Genomic DNA, 18534 nt, shown 5'->3' on the forward strand with positions numbered 1-18534 from the left:
ACCTCCGCCGCCGCAGCCGACGCCACCGCCCGCCGGAAACCCGTCAACGTCTCCCGCACATTCGACAGCACCCACCGCTCCTCCACCGTCGCATCCCACGACAGCGGATCCACAAACCGCGGCTTCCTGCTCGTCACACCCCCATCATCGACCCCACCACCGACATCCGAACGGGATGCGCGTGCCCCTGATCAGCGGGTCAGGAGGGCGAGGTCCGCGCGTGCCTCGGGCGCCTCGCTCACGATGTGCGCGTCCTCCTGCGCAGCCCACATGTCCCAGTAGGGCGCGAAGCCGTCGCCGTCGCGGGCGAGCGCGCGCTCGCGACGCAGCGCGGCCTCGGCATCGAGCCAGACGCTCGCGTCCGCGACCTGTGCGGAGGCGCGTGTGAGCGCGCCGCATCCCTCCACGACGAGCGGCCGATCCGGATCGACACGGACCTCGGCGCCCGCGAACGTGCCGAGGGTCCAGTCGAAGCGCCGGTACCGTCCGACGGAGCCGGCGGCGTGCGGAGCCAGCACGAGGGCGCAGGCGAGCGCCGCGCCCTCCCGCAGTCCGCCCCATCCGGGGTAGAGCTCGTCGAGCGAGACGAGCTGCGCTCCCGGCCACGCCTCCACGACGAGCCGCGCGAGCGTCGTCTTCCCGGCGCCGCTGCGGCCGTCGACGACGACCCTCCGCGCCGCCCTCGCGTCGATGAGCGCGCGCACGCGGTGCGCCGCCTCCGAGATCGCGACCTCGGCGCGCTCGCTACTTCTTGAGGGCACGGATGAGCTTGGCGAGCACGCGGCCGGTGACCCACACGAGCGGGATCGCGACCGCGAGCGTCGCGATGAGGTTCGGCTCGAAGCGCAGCTCGCCGTCGCGTCGCACGTACGCGCCCACGGGCGCCGAGAAGCCGCCGCCTCCGCCTCCGCCGTTGCCGGCCTCGTCGGAGCCGCCGCCGAAGCCGGTCCACGTCGCCGCGACGGGGACGAAGCGCTCGCCGTCGAGCTCCTGGGGCTCGCCGTAGGCGGCGGTGACGCCGAGGTTCGCGGAGATCTTGCCGATTTCGAGGGCGATGTTGGGCATGTCCCCCACGCTACCGGGGCGAGCCGCGCCTGTCAGTCGGAATCCTCCGGCGGGCGCGGCGTGCGGGGCACCTCCGGATGCCGTTCCGCGCGCCCGAGGAAGGCCGCGCGGGTCACAGCGCCGTCGCCGAAACGGCTCACGGCGTCGTCGAGCGTGCCCTCCACGCGCTTCCAGTCGGCGTCCTCATCCCACAGGGCGAGGGCCGACGAGCCCGCCTCGCGGAGGCGCTCGGCGCGGACGCCGATGAGACGCACGGCCTGGCACAGCTCGACCGACCCGAGCAGCTCGCGCGCGACCTCGCCGATCCGCTGGCCGAGCGCAGTCGGCTCGGCCAGCGCCTGGGAGCGCGTGATCGTCGCGAAGTCGGCGAAGCGCACCTTGATCGCGACGCCGCCCGCCTCCACGCCGCCGCGGCGCAGCCGCACGGCGACCCGATCGGCGAGGCGCAGCAGCTCGGCTCGGAGCAGCTCGACGTCGGAGACGTCGGTGTGGAACGTCTCCTCGTGCGAGATGCTCTTCTCGATGCGCGTCGTCTCGACCTCTCGTGAGTCCTCGCCGCGCGCGAGCGCGTGCAGCCTGTGGGCGGACGCCTGCCCCAGGGCGCGCGCGAGGACGGGCAGCGGCGTGTCGCGCAGGTCGGCGATCGTCCGGATGCCGCGCCCTTCCAGCACCTCGGCTGCCTTCGGCCCGACGCCCCACATCGCGCGCACGGGCCGCGCCCCGAGGAACTCGAGGGTCCGGTGCCCGGGGACGACGAGCATCCCGTCGGGCTTCGAGATCGTCGATGCCATCTTCGCGACGTGCTTCGTCGCGGCGACGCCGACGCTGCACGTGATGCCCGCCTCGTCCTTCACGCGCGCGCGGATGAGCTGCGCGATGCGCCCCGGGCTCCCCCAGAGCCGGCGGGCGCCGCGCACGTCGAGGAACGCCTCGTCGATCGAGAGCTGCTCCACGAGCGGCGTGAAGCTGCGGAAGATCTCCATCACCTGGGCCGAGACGGCCCGGTAGCGGTCGAAATGGGGTGGCACGATGAGCGCGTGCGGGCACAGGCGGATGGCCTGGCTCACGGGCATCGCGGACCTCACCCCGTAGCGGCGTGCCTCGTACGACGCGCTCGAGACGACCGAGCGGCGATCCGGGGCGCCGATGATGATCGGCTTGCCCGCCAGGGTCGGGTCGTCGAGCACCTCGACCGCCGCGTAGAACGCGTCCATGTCGACGTGCAGGATCCCGGTGCCGCTGTCGTCGGCCCCGTCGGCCGACACGAGCCTGCCCGTGCCGTCTGCCCGCCCCATGCGTTCATCCTCCCCGTCACCGCCGACATCCGCCCCGGACGGAGCGAGGGCGGAGGCTCGCGCCTCCGCCCTCGCTCACCGGGATCCGGTCGTCACTCGTCGTCTTCCTCGAGCTCGGCCTGCACCTCGGGCGTCAGGTCCATGTTCGTGAAGACGTTCTGCACGTCGTCGCTGTCCTCGAGCGCGTCGATGAGGCGGAACACCTTGCGCGCGGTCTCCGCGTCGACCTCGACCTTGAGGTTCGGCACGAACTCGGCATCGGCCGACTCGTACTCGATGCCCGCCTCCTGCAGCGCGGTGCGGACGGCGACCATGTCGCTCGCCTCGGTGATGATCTCGAATCCGGCGGGGTGCGGCTCGATCTCCTGCGCGCCGGCCTCGAGCGCGGCCAGCATGACGTCGTCCTCGCTGACGCCCTCCGAGGAGGCGACGATGACACCCTTGCGCTCGAAGTTGTACGCGACGCTGCCGGGGTCGGCCATGTTGCCGCCGTTGCGCGTCATCGCCGTGCGCACCTCGGCGGCCGCGCGGTTCTTGTTGTCGGTGAGGCACTCGATGAGCATCGCGATGCCGCCGGGCGCGTAGCCCTCGTACATGATCGACGTGTACTCGACCGCCTCGCCGCCGATGCCGGCGCCGCGCTTGATCGCGCGGTCGATGTTGTCCTTCGGGACCGACGTCTTCTTCGCCTTGAGGACGGCGTCGAAGAGGGTCGGGTTGCCCTGCAGGTCGGGGCCGCCGAGCTTGGCCGCGACCTCGATGTTCTTGATCAGCTTGGCCCACGACTTGGCACGCTTGGCGTCGATGACCGCCTTCTTGTGCTTGGTCGTGGCCCACTTGGAATGCCCGGACATAGATCTCCCGCTCGTCTGACTGCGCGACCGCGCGCTGCGCGCGCCGTCCAGGACGATTCTATTCGCTCGCGCCGAACTGCTCGTGCGGGCGGCGCACGGCGCTCACTCGCGGATGTAGACGGGGGTCCCGGCGGGCAGCTCCGCCAGGCGCGCGATCGCCTCGCCGCCCAGGCGGATGCATCCGTTCGAGATGGGCCCCGACCGCACGTCGTGGTAGTGGAACGCGGTCACCGCGACGCTCTGCCCGTCGAACCCGTCGAGCGTCGGCGACTGCGCCGACAGGTAGACGATCGGCAGTCCGGCCGTGTACGCCAGCTCCGGCACGGCCCGCGTGAGCATGATGAAGGAGCGCCCGAGGGGCGTGGGCGTCGCCGTCGTCCCCGACGCGAAGTCCGTCGCGACGCGCTCGGCGCCATCCGGCGTGACGATGTCGATCGTGCGGTCGCCGAGGTCGACCTCGACGCGCGCGGCGTTCGCGCTCAGCTCGACGTCGGCCATCCGCAGCCATCCCGCGACCTGGCGCGCGTCGCCCTGCGACGGCGTGCTCTGGCGCCCGACGAGGAGCACCTTGACCCAGTGCTCCTCTCGCTCGACGACCGGGACGACCGTGCCTTCGAAGGGCAGCTCGCGCGCGAGCGCCGCGACCGGCTCGCCCTCGGGATCCGCGAAGACCGGGGCGCCATCGCCGAGCGGACGAGCGGACAGCGACGCGGTCTCGCCGTCGGGGTCGTCGTCCAGCGGGAGCTCGGGAATCACCGCGAAGACGTCGAGCGCCGGCAGCGCCCCGAGGTCGTACTCCTCGGTGTTCGCCGGATGCCCCGTGGGCGTCGGCGTCGGAGTCGGCGTGGGCGTGGGCGTCGTCGAGACCGACGCGGATGGCGTCGGCTGCGCGGCCGGCTCGGCCTGCGGCTGCAGGACGGACCAGAGGAACACCGCCACGAGGCCCAGCACCACGAGCCCGATCGCGCTCCACGCGATCGCGACCCCGCGTCGACGCCCGTCCACGGCTTCCCCCCCTCGTCCGCGTCCATTCCACCACGCCGATCGGACGCGCGGGCGGCGATGAGATGATCTCAGGATGAATATCCTCTCGATCCAGTCGGCCGTCGCGTACGGGCACGCCGGCAACTCCGCCGCCGTCTTCCCCATGCAGCGCATCGGCGTCGAGGTGCTCCCCGTCTACACGGTCAACTTCTCCAACCACACCGGCTACGGCGCGTGGCGGGGCCCGCTCATCCCGCCGGCCGACGTGGCCGAGGTCATCCGCGGCGTCGAGGAGCGCGGCGCCTTCGCGTCGCTGGACGCGGTGCTCTCGGGATACCAGGGCAGCGAGGGCATCGCCGATGTGATCATCGACGCCGTGGCACGCGTCAAGGAGGCCAATCCCGCCGCCGTCTACGCCTGCGACCCCGTCATGGGCAACGCGAAGTCGGGCTGCTTCGTCGCCCCGGCGATCCCCGACCTCCTGCGCGAGAGGGTCGTGCCCGTCGCCGACATCATCACGCCCAATCAGTTCGAGCTGGGCTTCCTGACCGGCACGGCGCCCGACACGCTCGAGTCCACGGTCGCAGCGGCCGACGCCGCGCGCGACATGGGCCCCCGCACGGTGCTCGTCACCTCGGTCGAGCGCCCCGACCGGCCCGAGGGCACGATCGAGATGATGGTGGTCGACGACGACGGCGCGTGGGTCGTGCAGACGCCGCACCTCCCCATGAAGGCGAACGGCTCCGGCGACGTGACGGCCGCCCTCTTCACCTCGCACTATCTCGCGACGCGGTCCGCGCCCGATGCGCTCGCGCGCACCGCGTCGAGCGTCTTCGGCCTTCTCGAGCAGACGCTCGCCGCGGGCGACCGCGAGCTCCAGCTCGTGCAGGCGCAGGAGCACTTCGCGCATCCGCGCCTCGAGTTCGCGGTTCGCCAGGTGCGCTGACGCCGCAGCGGCAGGGTCCGCCGCGCGGACCCTGCCGCGGTCAGGCCGCGCGCTGCACGCGAGCGAGGAAGCGGCGGTGCAGCCGCTCCTCCCCCGAGACCTCCGGGTGGAAGGAGATGCCGAGGAGGCCATCCTGCTCCACCGCGACCACGCGGCCGTCGGGGAGCGCAGCGATCGCCTCGGCTCGGGCGCCGACCTGCGCGACCACCGGCGCGCGGATGAACGTCGCGTGCACGGGAGGGGCGCCGAGGACCGGCATCGACAGCTCGGTCTCGAACGACTCGACCTGTCCGCCGAACGCGTTCCTGCGCACCGTGACATCGAGCCCGCCGAACGTCTGCTGACCCTCGATGCCGTCGCTGATCCGGTCGGCGAGCAGGATGAGCCCCGCGCACGTCCCGAATGCGGGCATCCCCGTGCGGATGGCCGCCACGAGCGGCTCGCGGACGTCGAAGGCGCGCGCGAGCTTGTCGATCACGCTCGACTCTCCACCGGGGAGGACGATGCCGTCGATCTCGTCGAGCTGCTCGGGCCGACGCACGCGCACGACGTGCGCGCCGAGGTGCTCGAGCACGGCGACGTGCTCGCGCACATCCCCCTGCAGCGCGAGCACCCCGACGCGCGGTGCGGCGGGCACGGCTACCAGCCGCGCTCGGCGAGGCGGTGCGGCGCCGGCAGGTCGGAGACGTTGATGCCGACCATGGCCTCGCCGAGGCCGCGCGACGCCTCTGCGACGACCTTGGGGTCGTCGTAGAACGTCGTGGCCTTGACGATCGCCGCCGCGCGCTTGGCCGGCTCGCCCGACTTGAAGATGCCGGAGCCGACGAAGACGCCGTCCGCGCCGAGCTGCATCATGAGGGCCGCGTCGGCGGGGGTCGCCACACCGCCGGCCGTGAAGAGCACGACCGGCAGCTTGCCCGTCTCCGCGATCTCCGCGACGAGCTCGTAGGGCGCCTGAAGCTCCTTGGCCGCGACGTAGAGCTCGTCCTTGGTCTTCGAGCGGAGCACGTTGATGTCGCTCGTGATCCGGCGGATGTGCTTGGTCGCCTCGGAGACGTCGCCCGTGCCGGCCTCGCCCTTCGAGCGGATCATCGCCGCGCCCTCGGTGATGCGGCGCAGTGCCTCGCCGAGGTTCGTGGCGCCGCACACGAACGGCACGGTGAATCCCCACTTGTCGATGTGGTTGACGTAGTCGGCCGGCGAGAGCACCTCGGACTCGTCGATGTAGTCGACGCCGAGCTCCTGCAGCACCTGCGCCTCGACGAAGTGCCCGATGCGCGCCTTGGCCATCACCGGGATCGAGACGGACGCGACGATCTCGTCGATGAGGTCGGGGTCGCTCATGCGGGCGACGCCGCCCTGCGCGCGGATGTCTGCGGGCACGCGCTCGAGCGCCATGACGGCGACCGCTCCCGCGTCCTCGGCGATGCGCGCCTGCTCGGCCGTCACGACGTCCATGATGACGCCGCCCTTGAGCATCTCGGCGAGTCCGCGCTTGACGCGCCCGGTTCCAGTGGTGGCAGTGGCCACGGTGCTTCCTTTCACATCGTCGCCGTCCGGCGACGGTCGGGTACATTCGGGCTTTTGACCTAGGTCAAACCGTAGCACGGTGCGGACCGTAGACTCGGCGGAATGGAACAGGGCGTCATCGAGATCACGGGCCGCTCCGCGTCGGACATCGCCGACAGCGTGCGCGCCCTCCTCGAACGCGGCCGGCTCCGGCCCGGCGACGCGCTTCCCCCGGTCCGCTCGCTCGCCGAGCATCTCGGCGTGAACCGCAACACCGCCGTCGCCGCGTACCGTCAGCTCGCCCAGGCGGGGATCGTCCTCACGCAGGGGCGTGCGGGCACGCGGATCGCCGACCGCTCCCCCGTCGCTCAGGAGGGCTATGCGACCGACAGCGTGCTGCGCGACGTCGGGACGGGCAATCCCGATCCCGCTCTGATTCCCGACATGTCGCACGCGCTCGCCTCGCTCGCCGGCCGCCCGGTGCTCTATGGAGAGCCCGTCATCGACCGAGAGCTCGAGGAGCGCGCCCGCGCGTGGATGAGCCAGGACCTCGCACCGGCAGGCCCTCCGCGTCTCACGATCACGAGCGGCGCCGTCGACGCGGTCGAGCGCCTCCTCGCACAGGCCCTCATGCGCGACGACGCGGTCGCCCTCGAGGACCCGTGCTTCCTCGCGAGCATCCAGACCGTCCGACTCGGCGGCTACCGCGCAGTGCCCGTGCCGGTCGACGCCGAGGGGATGACGGTCGACGGACTGCGTCACGCGCTCGAGCAGGGGGTGCGCGCGATCGTCTGCACCCCGCGCGCGCAGAACCCGACCGGTGCCGGGCTGTCACCCGCGCGCGCAGCGGACCTCCGCGCCGTGCTGTCCGACCATCCGTACGTCCTCGTCATCGAGGACGACCACTTCTCTCTCCTGTCGCGCAGGCCGTACCACTCGATCATCGGCCCCGCGCACCGGCGCTGGGCGCTCGTGCGCTCGGTCTCCAAGTTCCTCGGGCCCGACATGTGCCTCGCGGTGACCGCGTCCGACCCCGAGACGGCGGACCGTCTCGCGCTGCGGCTGAGCCCCGGGACGACGTGGGTCAGTCATCTCCTCCAGCGACTGACCGTCGCGCTCCTCACCGACCCGGTCGCGCTCGCGACCATCGAGCGCGCCGGCGCGCACTACGCCGAGCGGAACGCGGCGTTCGCGCAGCGCCTGTCGCGCCACGGCATCGAGGTCGACCCCGGTGATGGGCTGAGCCTCTGGGTGCCGCTCCCGGCGCCGGCCCGCGCCGTCTCCGAGCAGCTCATGCGCCGCGGCTGGCTCGCGCGGACGGGTGACGACTTCGTGCTCGACGACGCCGCGACGCCGTCACACCACCTCCGTCTGACGGTGCACGGTCTCGCCGACGACGATGCCGAGGCGCTCGCCCGAGACCTTGCCGCCGCGTGCCGGGCGGCGCGCTGACGGGGGCTTGCGTTTCGACTCGCTCCGCTCGCTCAACGGCCGGGGGCGGCGCGCTGACGGGGGCTTGCGTTTCGACTCCTCGCTGGCGCTCGTCGCTCAACGACCGGGGGCGGCTCGCTGCGCTCGCTGAGTCGCGTTTCGACTCCTCGCTGGCGCTCGTCGCTCAACGACCGGGGGCGGCTCGCTGCGCTCGCTGAGTGTCTAGTGGTACTCGGGCCAGGCGCCGGCGATGGCCGAGCGGACCTCGCCGAGGAGCTGCGGGAGCGCCTTCGTCTTCGCGATGATCGGGAAGAAGTTCGCGTCGCTGGCCCAGCGGGGCACCACGTGCTGGTGGAGGTGCTCCTCGACGCCCGCGCCCGCGACGTGGCCCTGGTTCATCCCGATGTTGAAGCCGTCGCACCGGGACACGGAGCGGAGCACGCGCATCGCCGTCTGCGTGAGATAGGCGATCTCGGCCGTCTCGTGCGGGTCCGCCTCGTCGTACAGGCCGATGTGGCGATACGGGCACACGAGCAGGTGCCCCGAGTTGTACGGGAAGAGGTTGAGCAGCACGAAGGCGTGCTCTCCCCTGTGCACGATGAGGGCGTCCTCGTCGCTCTTGCCGGGCGCCGCGCAGAACGGGCAGCCCGTGCCGCGGTTCGCATCCGCGCCCGCGTTGATGTACGCCATCCGGTGCGGCGTCCAGAGTCGCTGGAACGCATCGGCCGACGACGGGAAGTCAGACGACGGCTCGAGGCGCGCGAACTCCTCGCGCGCCTCGTGCTCCTCGGTCATGTCAGAGGTCCTCGTCCGTCAGGATGAGCTTCTTCTCGGCGATCGCGCCCGTGACGAGGCGCACCGCCTCGTCGATCGGGACGCCGTTGCGCTGCGATCCGTCGCGGAAGCGGAACGACACCGTGCCGGCCGAGCGGTCCTGCTCCCCCGCGATGAGGATGAGCGGAACCTTGCCGGTCGAGTGCGTCCGGATCTTCTTCTGCATGCGGTCGTCGGAGCGATCGACCTCCACGCGCACACCCTCGGTCCGCAGGCGGTGGGCGACGTCCTCGAGGTAGGGCGCGAACTCGTCGGCCACGGGCACGGCCACGACCTGCTGAGGCGCGAGCCAGACCGGGAAGTCGCCCGCGTAGTGCTCGAGGAGGATCGCGAAGAAGCGCTCGATCGAGCCGAACAGGGCTCGGTGGATCATGATCGGCCGCTGCTTCGACCCATCCGCCGCGGTGTACTCGAGGTCGAAGCGCTCCGGGAGGTTCGGGTCGACCTGGACGGTCGACAGCTGCCACACCCGGCCGATCGCGTCGCGCGTCTTGAGGTCGATCTTGGGACCGTAGAACGCAGCCTCTCCGGGGACCTCGGTGAGCTTGAGCCCGCTCGCGACCGCGACATTGCGCAGGGCGTTCGTCGAGTACTCCCAGAACTCGTCCGAGCCGATCCACTTGGCCTTCTCGTCATCGCGCATCGACAGCTCGAGCTCGAAGTCGTCGAGGCCGAAGTCGCGCAGCATCGAGATGATGAACTCGAGCACCTTCGTCACCTCGGCCTCGAGCTGCTCGGGCGTCACGAAGAGGTGGGAGTCGTCCTGCGTGAAGCCGCGCACGCGCGTGAGGCCGTGCAGCGCGCCGGACAGCTCGTTGCGGTAGACCGTCCCGTTCTCCGCGAACCGCAGCGGGAGATCGCGGTAGCTGCGCGCGCGCTCCTTGTAGATGAGGATGTGCATCGGGCAGTTCATGGGCTTCAGGTAGTAGTCCTGGCCCTGCTTCGTGATGTTGCCGTCCTCGTCGCGCTCCTCGTCCATGACGATCGGCGGGAACATCCCGTCCTTGTATGTGACGAGGTGGTTCGAGGTGAGGAACAGGTCCTCCTTCGAGATGTGCGGCGTGTAGACGTAGGTGTAGCCGCCCTCGATGTGGCGCCGACGCGCGTGCTGCTCCATCTCGCCGCGCACGATCCCTCCGCGCGGGTGCCAGACCGACAGGCCCGACCCGATCTCGTCGGGGAACGAGAAGAGGTCGAGCTCCTTGCCGAGCTTGCGGTGGTCGCGACGCGCGGCCTCGGCGAGGCGGTCCTGATAGGCCTTCAGGTCATCCTTGGTCGGCCACGCCGTGCCGTAGATGCGCTGGAGCTGCGGGTTCTTCTCGCTGCCGCGCCAGTACGCGCCCGCGACCCGCACGATGTCCCAGCCGTTGCCGAGCAGGCGCGTGGAGGGCACGTGAGGGCCGCGGCAGAGGTCCTTCCACTGCGTCTCGCCGCTCCTCGCGTCGACGTTGTCGTAGATGGTCAGCTCGCCGGCGCCGACCTCGACGCTCGCCCCCTCCGCGGCCTCCTTCTTGCCGCCCTTGAGGCCGATGAGCTCGAGCTTGAACGGCTCGTCGGCGAGCTCGGCCTGCGCCTCCTCGTCCGTGACGACCCGGCGGACGAACCGCTGGCCCTCCTTGACGATGCGCTGCATCTCCTTCTTGATCGCCTTGAGGTCGTCGGGCGTGAACGGCTCGTCGACGCCGAAGTCGTAGTAGAAGCCGTCGGCGATGAACGGTCCGATGCCGAGCTTCGCGGCGGGGTTGATCTTCTGCACCGCCTGTGCGAGCACGTGCGCGGTGGAGTGGCGCAGGATGTTCAGCCCGTCGGGGCTGTCGATCGTCACCGGCTCCGTCGTCTGCGTCTCCGCGACCTCGGCTGCGAGGTCCTTCAGCTCACCGTCGACGCGCATGGCGACGACGTTCTTCTCGGGGTACAGGTCGAATCCGGTGGTCACTCGACCATCCTAGTTGCGCAGCCTCCGTGGGCTCGCACCGCGTGCACCCGCGAGAACGACGAAACCCCCGCCGAAGCGGGGGTTCTCGGGTGGGCGATACTGGGATCGAACCAGTGACCTCTTCCGTGTCAGGGAAGCGCGCTACCGCTGCGCCAATCGCCCAAAGGAACAGGGCCCCACGAGGGGGCCCTGTGCGCGAGCGGATGACGAGACTCGAACTCGCGACCCTCACCTTGGCAAGGTGATGCGCTACCAACTGCGCTACATCCGCGTGCGCGATACTGGGATCGAACCAGTGACCTCTTCCGTGTCAGGGAAGCGCGCTACCGCTGCGCCAATCGCGCTCATCAAGAGCTATTCAGTTGTCGAGCGAGGTGGCGACGGGATTCGAACCCGTGTAAACGGCTTTGCAGGCCGGTGCCTCGCCTCTCGGCCACGCCACCGCGGGGATCGAACCCACGTGCCTGGATCCCTTTCGGAACCCCTGCACTCGAGCGGATGACGAGACTCGAACTCGCGACCCTCACCTTGGCAAGGTGATGCGCTACCAACTGCGCTACATCCGCATTTCGCCCCCGGAGTCTCGCTCCGGGCACTTGCACCACTTTAGCCCACGTTCCACGACCGGCCAAACCACGACCCGGATCCGGGCGTGTCACCGACCGTTCACGTGCGACACGCGAGACGGGCGACCCGGTTCGCCTGCGTCGAGCCGATCCGGTATGCTCGACACCTGTGCCGCTGAGGCACGACAACTCCACATGGGCGATTGGCGCAGTTGGTAGCGCGCTTCCTTCACACGGAAGAGGTCATCAGTTCGAGTCTGGTATCGCCCACCATGAGAAGCCCCCGGTCCCGCCGGGGGCTTCGTCGTTTTCCCCGCCCGCGCGGCACGCGAGCAGGGCCGTGCGGCGACCGGCATCGCATGAGAGACCATTGCCCTCCCTCCGGAGCATGCTATATGTTGGCACTCCCAACCAATAGGAGGCCTCCCATGGACCGCATCGCCGAACCGCCGCCCACGATGACCGTGCTCGCCGCGCAGGACGAGGACGTGCGCAGTCTGCTCTCGGGCGGGTGGATCCGGTATCGGACCTCACCCGCTCTCCAGGACCTCTCGTGGAGAGCGCACGCGCTGTGCGCGCGGATCGGACGGACCTACCACGACGATCTCGACGAGGCTCGCCGTCTGTTCCGCGAGCTCGTGCCGGGCGCCGGAGACGGGATCGACTTCCGGCCGCCGCTGAGCATCGACTACGGCGAGCGGCTCGTGATCGGCGACCGCACGTTCATCAACGCGGACTTCCTCGTCGTCGGAGGCGGGCTCGTCACGATCGGCGAGGACACGCTGATCGGCCCCCGCTGCGCGATCTACACCCCCAACCACGCGGAGGACATCGCGAGCAGGGTCGAGGGGTGGGAGCTGCCAGAGCCCGTGACGATCGGCAGCAGGGTGTGGCTCGGAGGCTCCGTCACGATCACCCCTGGCGTCACGATCGGGGACGACGCCATCGTCGGGGCGGGATCCGTCGTCACCCGCGATATCCCCGCCGGCGTCGTCGCCGTCGGGAATCCGTGTCGCCCGGTTCGCGAGATCACGACCGCCCGGAGTGCGCCCGGCTCAGCTCAGGAGACGGCCGATGCGCTGTCATGACTGCGACGCCGTCGGCGTCGAGAGGGTGGCACTCGCGGTCTGCACCGAATGCGGCGCGGGCCTGTGCTCGGCCCACGCGCACGAGCTCACCACCGAAGTGCAGGCCCTGACCCTGGGGAACCCGACGGTGCGCACGGTGCGCCGGCTCCGGTGCGGCGCGTGCGCCTACTCCCCCGTGCGCCAGCCGTAGCGGCGCACGAGCTCCTGAGCGACGCGCTCGAACCGTCGACGGTCGAGCTCCGCCGCCTCGCGCCGCATCCCGTCGACGTGGACGCTGTAGAGCTGATCGAGATCGACCCACGACTCGCGGCCCTGGGCATCCCACTCCCCCGAGCCGATCGAGACGTACTCGCGGTCGCCGTCGTGCGACTTGCTCGTGAGCTTCACGGCGTACGAGCGATCGGACGTGTGCCGGCCGAGGACGAGGACGGGCCGGTCCTTGCCTCTCCCGTCGTTCTCGGCGTACGGAACCCAGGTCCAGATGATCTCGCCGCCGTCGGGCGCGCCGTCGCGATCGGGAGCGTAGCTGAGGACGAGGTCTCGGACGTCGCTCGGATCCACCTCGACCGTCTGCACGCCGGAGCGCGCGTCGGCCGCCTGCGGCGGGACCTCGCGCGCCGCCTCGCGCGCGGGGCGCGGCGCCCGCGGGGCCGAGGACCGGTCGTCGTCGCGCTTCCGCGCGGACCCTGCCTTCCGCTGAGGCTTCGTCGCCTGCGCGAGGACGTCGAGCGCGATGCCGGCGAGCATGCCGAGGAATCCCTGTCTTGCCACGCCGTCACCCTACCGGTGCCGACGCGCACGAGGACGCCCCGACCATCCGGCCGGGGCGTCCTGGAGAGGAGATGGGATCAGCGCACGTCGAGGACGTACCCCTCCTCGCCGTGCAGAACGGTGTCGATGCCGGCGACCTCGTCCTCGTTCTTCACGCGGAAGCCGATCGTCTTCTCGATCGCGAAGCCGATGATGTAGGCGAGCACGAAGGAGTAGATGAGGACGGCGACCGCCGCGATCACCTGGACGAGCAGCTGCGCGCCGTTGCCGCCCATGAACAGGCCGGTCTCGTTCGCGAAGAAGCCGAGGTAGATGGTTCCGATGAGGCCGCCCACGAGGTGGATGCCCACGACGTCGAGCGAGTCGTCGAAGCCCCAGCGGTACTTCAGCTCGATCGCGAGCGCGCACACCGCGCCCGAGATGAGGCCGAGCAGGATGGCCCAGATCGGGTGGACCGACGCGCAGGCCGGCGTGATCGCGACGAGGCCCGCGACGGCGCCCGAGGCAGCGCCGACAGAGGTCGCCTTGCCCTCCTTGATCTTCTCGACGACGAGCCAGGCCAGGAGCGCGGCGGCGGGTGCGGCGATCGTGTTGACGAAGGCGAGGGCGGCGGTGCCGTCCGCGGCGAGCTCGGAGCCGGCGTTGAAGCCGAACCAGCCGAACCACAGCAGCCCGGCGCCGAGCAGCACGAACGGCGGGTTGTGCGGGACGTGCGCGCCCTTCTGGAAGCCGACGCGCTTGCCGAGCACGAGCGAGAGCGCGAGGGCCGCGGCGCCCGCGTTGATGTGCACGGCGGTGCCGCCCGCGAAGTCGATCGCGCCGACGCCGAACACCTCCTGCATGCCGTAGGTGATCCATCCGCCGTATGCGAACGAGCCGTCGTCGGCGAGACCGAAGTTGAAGACCCAGCTCGCGACCGGGAAGTAGACGACGGTGGCCCAGATGCCCGCGAACGTCATCCACGCGCCGAACTTCGCGCGGTCGGCGATCGCGCCGGACACGAGGGCGACCGTGAGGATGGCGAACGTCGCCTGGAACGCGACGAACGCGAGCGGCGGGTACGCCGCGTCCTCGGGCGTCTCGAGCAGGCTGTCGAGGCCGAGCGCCGTCCAGTCGATCGACCACGGTGCGACGAGGCCCTCGGCGCCGGGGAACGCCACGGCATAGCCGTAGAGCACCCAGAGTACCCCGATGAGGCCCATCGCCCCGATGCTCAGCATCATCATGCTGATGACGCTCTTGGCCTTCACGAGTCCGCCGTAGAAGAACGCCAGCCCGGGCGTCATCAGCAGGACGAACGCCGCGGCGATCAGCATGAACGCTGTGTTGCCTTGATCCATGTGCTTCTCCAGATCGAGTGTGGGGACCCCGGCGAGCCGTCGGGTCGAGAGGTTCGCTCGACCGGGTGGACTCAGTGTCCCGACAGCGCGTTACCCGTCTGGTGCGGCTGGTGTTTCGGATGTGTTACGAGGATCGGCGTTCCGTAAACATCGTGTTTCGCCGCCCTGGGGAGGACCTCGGGCGGCAGCGCGTCACGCGTGCGTCGACGCGACGAGACGCGAGATCGCGCGGAGGTACTTCTTGCGGTAGCCCCCTGCGAGCATGTCGGCGCCGAACACGTCCTCGAGCGGTGCGCCCGTGGCGCGGATCGGCAGCTCGGCGTCGTAGACGCGGTCGACGAACGCGACGAAGCGCAGCGCCTCCGACTGGTCGGTGAGCTGGCGCACGTCGCGCAGGCCCACGGCGCTGAGGCCGTCGATGAGGCGGATGTAGCGCGAGGGGTGCACGCGGGCGAGGTGCGAGATGAGCGCATCGAAGCCGTCGTCGGAGGCCGAGCCGCCCGCGCCCGCGAGCGCCGCGTCGTACTCCGCGTCGTCGAGGACGACGGCGTGCCCGTCGAGGGATCGCTGGCGGAAGTCGACGCCGTCGATCCTCAGGGTGCGGAAGCTGTCGGACATCGCGTGGATCTCGCGGAGGAAGTCCTGCGCGGCGAAGCGCCCCTCGCCGAGCGCGTTCGGCGGGGTGTTGCTCGTCGCGGCCAGACGCGTCCCCGACGCCACGAGCTCGCCGAGGAGCCGCGTCATCACCATCGTGTCGCCCGGGTCGTCGAGCTCGAACTCGTCGATGCACAGCAGCGCCGATCCGCGCAGCAGCTCGACCGTGTTCTTGTAGCCCAGCGCGCCGACGAGGGCGGTGTACTCGATGAACGAGCCGAAGTGCTTCCGGCGGGCGGGGACCGCGTGGTAGATCGCCGCGAGCAGGTGCGTCTTGCCGACGCCGAACCCGCCGTCGAGGTACACGCCGGGCTTGGTCTCCGGGAGCTTTGGCCTGCGCGAGAAGAGCCCGCCGCGCCGCGCGGGCTGGGCCCCCGTCGCGAACCGCTCGAGCTCCTCCTTCGCCTCCTGCTGCGAGGGGTAGTCGGGGTCGACGCGGTACGACGCGAACGTCGCGTCGTCGAACTGCCGCGGCGGCACGAGGCTGGCGAGCATCTCCTCGCCGGACAGCTGCGGATGGCGGTCGGCGAGGTGGACGATCTCGGTCGCGGTGGAGGTCATGGGTCCTCAGATGTCTGTCGGTTACGCGCCCCGGCCGACGGGCCGAGCCGCACCGTGCTCGCGGGCCGTAGGCTCGAAGACGGGTCCCCACAACGATAACTAGGAGCAGCCATGGCCGTCGCACCGGATGAGTCGCAGGAGAAGTTCGCCGCGTACGCCGAGCCGTGGCGGCTGGTCTCGACCCAATGGCTCGAAGAGCACCGCGGCGAGCCGGGTCTCGTGGTCGTCGAGTCGGACGAGGACGTCCTCCTCTACGAGACCGGCCACATCCCGGGCGCGGTCAAGATCGACTGGCACACGGAGCTGAACGACCCGGTCGTGCGCGACTACCTCGACGGCGCGGGCTTCGCCGAGCTCCTCGGCCGCAAGGGCATCTCCCGCGACGACACAGTGGTGATCTACGGCGACAAGAGCAACTGGTGGGCCGCCTACGCCCTCTGGGTGTTCTCGCTCTTCGGGCACGAGGACGTCCGCCTCCTCGACGGAGGGCGCGATCGCTGGATCGCCGAGGGCCGGGAGCTCACGACGGAGCGCACGGTGCGCGCGGCCGTCGAGTACCCCGTCGTCGAGCGCGACGACGCCACGCTGCGCGCGTTCAAGGACGACGTCCTCGCGCATCTCGGCGCGGGTCCGCTCGTCGACGTGCGGTCCCCCGAGGAGTACACCGGCGAGCGCACGACCGCTCCCGCGTACCCCGAGGAGGGAGCGCTCCGCGCCGGCCACATCCCCACGGCCCGCAGCGTGCCGTGGGGGCGCGCCGTCGCGGAGGACGGCGGCTTCCGCCCGCGCGCCGAGCTCGAGGCGATCTACCGCGAGGAGATCGGCCTGCAGGACGACGACGACATCGTCGCGTACTGCCGCATCGGCGAGCGCTCGAGCCACACGTGGTTCGTCCTCAAGCACCTCCTCGGCTTCCCGAAGGTCCGCAACTACGACGGATCCTGGACCGAGTGGGGCAGCGCCGTCCGGGTGCCGATCGCGACCGGCGGCGAGCCAGGGGCGCTCCCCGCGCAGTAGTCTGGGGCGGATGACCGACCACGCGCTCCCCGACGCCCTCGCGGAGATCCGCGACGAGTTCCTCGCGCTCGATGAGCCCGAGCGTCTCCAGCTCCTCCTCGAGTTCGCGAACGAGCTCCCGGAGATCCCCGCGCGCTACGCCGATCACCCGGAGCTCACCGAGCGCGTCGCGGAATGCCAGTCGCCCGTGTTCATCGTGCTCGAGGTCGACGCCGATCGCCGCGTCGCGATGCACGCCACCGCGCCCGCAGAGGCGCCCACGACGCGCGGCTTCGCGAGCATCCTCGCTCAGGGGCTCACGGGCCTCACCGCCGACGAGGCCCTCGCGGTGCCCGATGACTTCCCGCAGACCCTCGGCCTCACCCGCGTCGTGTCGCCGCTGCGGATCTCGGGAATGACCGGGATGCTCCTGCGCGCCAAGCGGCAGATCCGCTCGCGTCTCGTCTGAGGCGGCTCAGGCCCCGCCGACGTCGGGCACGAGCGCCTGCGTGCGCAGCCAGGAGCGGATCGCGCTGTTCCAGCGGTGCTCGTCGAAGTTCCACAGCTTCGTGTGGCGCGCCGTGTGGAAGCGCTCGAGCGTCACGAGGTCGGGGCGCTCGGACGCGAGCCGGTGCGAGGCGTCGGACGGCACGAACCCGTCGTCGTCGCTGTGCAGGAGCAGAATCGGATGCCGCAGCTCCTCCGCGCGGGAGACGATGTCGAGGTCGTCGAGCGAGATCGGGTCGCCGTGGCGCACGACCCGCGACGTCCACTCCTGTCCGAGCGCGCCCATCGCGAGCCGGGTGAAGGGCGACGGGACGCGCAGCTCGCGCGCCTGGAATCCCAGCACGAGCCGCCAGTCCACGACCGGCGACTCCAGCATGACGCCCGCGATCGCGTCGGCGTGCGCCGAGTTGAGCGCGACCTGGAGGACGATCGCCCCGCCCATCGACCACCCCATCAGGACGATCCGGCGGGCTCCGCGCCGCAGCGCCCACGCGACGGCGGCGTCGACGTCGCGCCACTCGGTCGCGCCGAGACCGTACCGGCCCGAGCGGCTGCGCGGCGCCTCGCCGTCGTTCCGGTACGAGACGCACAGGACGGGGAGCCCCTCCTCATGGAGGACGGGAACCGCGCGGAGCACCTCGGCGCGGGTCGTCCCGCGCCCGTGGACCGCGACGACCCACGTGTCCGCATCGGGATCCTCGCCCGGGAAGTACCACGCGGGGCACGGCCCGACCGGGGCGCCGATGAACTCGGTCGTGAACGGGAGGTGGAGCTCCTCGGCGCGCTCCCAGTACCAGCCGCTGAAGGCCGCGTACGGCCCGATCTGCGAGCTCGAGTCGACCTGCGTGAGCAGCTTCCTCCGCACGCGCTGCCCGTCCTCCGCGAGGACCGCGCCGAGCTTCAGGTAGTGCTCTGATCCGCCCGTGAAGAGCCCGTAGCGCCCGGGGAGGACGGTATCGGGCGTGCGCGAGAGCGTGATCGTCTGCGCGCCGGTGTCGAACCCGTGGACGGCGACGTCGGCCACGCGCGGGCCGGGCGTGACCGCCTTGCGCGCGATCCGCAGCGAGACGTAGGCGACGGCGCCCGCCACGCCGGCGAGCATGGCGGCGAGCACGGTGAGAGCGGAGCGGAGACCGATGAGGACCGGGGATGCGGCGCGCCTGGGGGTGTTCATGGCACCCTCACTCTAATCTGTCG

19 protein-coding genes and 6 tRNA genes are annotated in these 18534 nt (G+C 71.0%); 7 read left to right on the forward strand and 18 right to left on the reverse strand.

Annotation, left to right across the window (positions count from 1 at the left end; all coding sequences use genetic code 11):
- Positions 1-191 precede the first annotated feature (191 nt).
- The 5 genes from ACOWU6_RS15180 to ACOWU6_RS15200 all read right to left on the reverse strand — a co-directional run bounded on the left by ACOWU6_RS15180 (position 192) and on the right by ACOWU6_RS15200 (position 4219).
- A complete protein-coding gene (locus ACOWU6_RS15180; protein WP_421076204.1) occupies positions 192-761 on the reverse strand; it encodes a hypothetical protein in 570 nt (189 codons plus the stop codon).
- Positions 745-1065 (reverse strand): hypothetical protein, encoded by a 321-nt coding sequence (locus tag ACOWU6_RS15185; RefSeq protein WP_271172056.1) that lies wholly within the window; start codon positions 1063-1065, stop codon positions 745-747. Before ACOWU6_RS15185 ends, ACOWU6_RS15180 begins: the two co-directional genes overlap by 17 nt.
- A 32-nt stretch (positions 1066-1097) precedes the next feature.
- The gene (gene dinB, locus ACOWU6_RS15190; protein ID WP_421076205.1) at positions 1098-2360 is read right to left on the reverse strand and encodes a DNA polymerase IV; all 1263 of its coding nucleotides are present in this window, start codon (positions 2358-2360) and stop codon (positions 1098-1100) included.
- 92 nt (positions 2361-2452) lie between these two features.
- On the reverse strand, positions 2453-3214 hold the full coding sequence (locus ACOWU6_RS15195; RefSeq protein ID WP_271172058.1) for a YebC/PmpR family DNA-binding transcriptional regulator: 762 nt from the start codon (positions 3212-3214) through the stop codon (positions 2453-2455).
- A 102-nt stretch (positions 3215-3316) separates the two neighbouring features.
- Positions 3317-4219, reverse strand: coding sequence for a L,D-transpeptidase (locus ACOWU6_RS15200; protein ID WP_421076206.1), 903 nt, complete (start codon positions 4217-4219; stop codon positions 3317-3319).
- 73 nt (positions 4220-4292) lie between these two features.
- Here ACOWU6_RS15200 and pdxY point away from each other — a divergent pair, with 73 nt between their 5' ends.
- The gene (gene pdxY / locus ACOWU6_RS15205; RefSeq protein ID WP_421076207.1) at positions 4293-5144 is read left to right on the forward strand and encodes a pyridoxal kinase PdxY; all 852 of its coding nucleotides are present in this window, start codon (positions 4293-4295) and stop codon (positions 5142-5144) included.
- A 40-nt stretch (positions 5145-5184) separates the two neighbouring features.
- On the opposite strand, the gene pdxT is transcribed toward pdxY, so the two are convergent.
- Positions 5185-5781, reverse strand: coding sequence for a pyridoxal 5'-phosphate synthase glutaminase subunit PdxT (pdxT, locus tag ACOWU6_RS15210; protein WP_421076208.1), 597 nt, complete (start codon positions 5779-5781; stop codon positions 5185-5187).
- A gap of 2 nt (positions 5782-5783) precedes the next feature.
- On the reverse strand, positions 5784-6674 hold the full coding sequence (gene pdxS / locus ACOWU6_RS15215; RefSeq protein WP_421076209.1) for a pyridoxal 5'-phosphate synthase lyase subunit PdxS: 891 nt from the start codon (positions 6672-6674) through the stop codon (positions 5784-5786).
- Positions 6675-6776: 102 nt separating this feature from the next.
- Here pdxS and ACOWU6_RS15220 point away from each other — a divergent pair, with 102 nt between their 5' ends.
- Positions 6777-8105, forward strand: coding sequence for an aminotransferase class I/II-fold pyridoxal phosphate-dependent enzyme (locus ACOWU6_RS15220; RefSeq protein ID WP_421076210.1), 1329 nt, complete (start codon positions 6777-6779; stop codon positions 8103-8105).
- Positions 8106-8306: 201 nt separating this feature from the next.
- Here ACOWU6_RS15220 and ACOWU6_RS15225 read toward each other — a convergent pair whose 3' ends face one another.
- From ACOWU6_RS15225 to ACOWU6_RS15255, 7 genes are all read right to left on the reverse strand, one after another.
- Entirely contained in the window at positions 8307-8879 is a 573-nt protein-coding gene (locus ACOWU6_RS15225; RefSeq protein ID WP_271172064.1) for an HIT family protein, read from the reverse strand.
- 1 nt (position 8880) lies between these two features.
- Positions 8881-10809, reverse strand: coding sequence for a threonine--tRNA ligase (thrS, locus tag ACOWU6_RS15230; RefSeq protein WP_421076227.1), 1929 nt, complete (start codon positions 10807-10809; stop codon positions 8881-8883).
- A 135-nt stretch (positions 10810-10944) separates the two neighbouring features.
- Positions 10945-11016: transfer RNA gene (locus ACOWU6_RS15235), tRNA-Val, on the reverse strand.
- Between the two features lie 36 nt (positions 11017-11052).
- A tRNA-Gly gene (locus ACOWU6_RS15240) sits at positions 11053-11125 on the reverse strand.
- 1 nt (position 11126) lies between these two features.
- A tRNA-Val gene (locus ACOWU6_RS15245) sits at positions 11127-11198 on the reverse strand.
- Positions 11199-11226: 28 nt separating this feature from the next.
- Positions 11227-11297: transfer RNA gene (locus tag ACOWU6_RS15250), tRNA-Cys, on the reverse strand.
- A gap of 50 nt (positions 11298-11347) precedes the next feature.
- A tRNA-Gly gene (locus ACOWU6_RS15255) sits at positions 11348-11420 on the reverse strand.
- Between the two features lie 197 nt (positions 11421-11617).
- Here ACOWU6_RS15255 and ACOWU6_RS15260 point away from each other — a divergent pair.
- From ACOWU6_RS15260 to ACOWU6_RS15270, 3 genes are all read left to right on the forward strand, one after another.
- Positions 11618-11693: transfer RNA gene (locus ACOWU6_RS15260), tRNA-Val, on the forward strand.
- Between the two features lie 155 nt (positions 11694-11848).
- Positions 11849-12508, forward strand: a complete 660-nt coding sequence (locus ACOWU6_RS15265) for a sugar O-acetyltransferase (RefSeq protein ID WP_421076211.1) — start codon at positions 11849-11851, stop codon at positions 12506-12508.
- Positions 12495-12698 carry a DUF2180 family protein gene (locus tag ACOWU6_RS15270; RefSeq protein WP_419775752.1) on the forward strand — a complete coding sequence of 68 codons (204 nt, stop codon included), beginning with the start codon at positions 12495-12497 and terminating at the stop codon, positions 12696-12698. The genes ACOWU6_RS15265 and ACOWU6_RS15270 overlap by 14 nt, the downstream gene beginning before the upstream one ends.
- On the opposite strand, the gene ACOWU6_RS15275 is transcribed toward ACOWU6_RS15270, so the two are convergent.
- From ACOWU6_RS15275 to zapE, 3 genes are all read right to left on the reverse strand, one after another.
- Positions 12674-13279: a type II toxin-antitoxin system PemK/MazF family toxin gene (locus ACOWU6_RS15275; protein WP_282977927.1), complete on the reverse strand. Its 606-nt coding sequence runs from the start codon at positions 13277-13279 to the stop codon at positions 12674-12676. The genes ACOWU6_RS15270 and ACOWU6_RS15275 overlap by 25 nt on opposite strands.
- A 77-nt stretch (positions 13280-13356) precedes the next feature.
- On the reverse strand, positions 13357-14619 hold the full coding sequence (locus ACOWU6_RS15280) for an ammonium transporter (protein WP_324014598.1): 1263 nt from the start codon (positions 14617-14619) through the stop codon (positions 13357-13359).
- A 192-nt stretch (positions 14620-14811) separates the two neighbouring features.
- A complete protein-coding gene (zapE, locus tag ACOWU6_RS15285; protein ID WP_324014597.1) occupies positions 14812-15834 on the reverse strand; it encodes a cell division protein ZapE in 1023 nt (340 codons plus the stop codon).
- Between the two features lie 111 nt (positions 15835-15945).
- On the opposite strand from zapE, the gene ACOWU6_RS15290 reads away from it, so the two are divergent.
- Together ACOWU6_RS15290 and ACOWU6_RS15295 are read left to right on the forward strand one after the other, a co-directional pair.
- Positions 15946-16851 (forward strand): sulfurtransferase, encoded by a 906-nt coding sequence (locus ACOWU6_RS15290; RefSeq protein ID WP_421076212.1) that lies wholly within the window; start codon positions 15946-15948, stop codon positions 16849-16851.
- Positions 16852-16861: 10 nt separating this feature from the next.
- Positions 16862-17299 (forward strand): SufE family protein, encoded by a 438-nt coding sequence (locus tag ACOWU6_RS15295; RefSeq protein ID WP_271172069.1) that lies wholly within the window; start codon positions 16862-16864, stop codon positions 17297-17299.
- A 6-nt stretch (positions 17300-17305) separates the two neighbouring features.
- On the opposite strand, the gene ACOWU6_RS15300 is transcribed toward ACOWU6_RS15295, so the two are convergent.
- Positions 17306-18511: an alpha/beta hydrolase family protein gene (locus tag ACOWU6_RS15300; RefSeq protein ID WP_421076213.1), complete on the reverse strand. Its 1206-nt coding sequence runs from the start codon at positions 18509-18511 to the stop codon at positions 17306-17308.
- Between the last annotated feature and the right edge of the window lie 23 nt (positions 18512-18534).

The sequence above is a fragment of the Microbacterium sp. SA156 genome (genome assembly GCF_049065455.1).
GTDB classification, from domain to species: Bacteria; Actinomycetota; Actinomycetes; order Actinomycetales; family Microbacteriaceae; genus Microbacterium; species Microbacterium barkeri.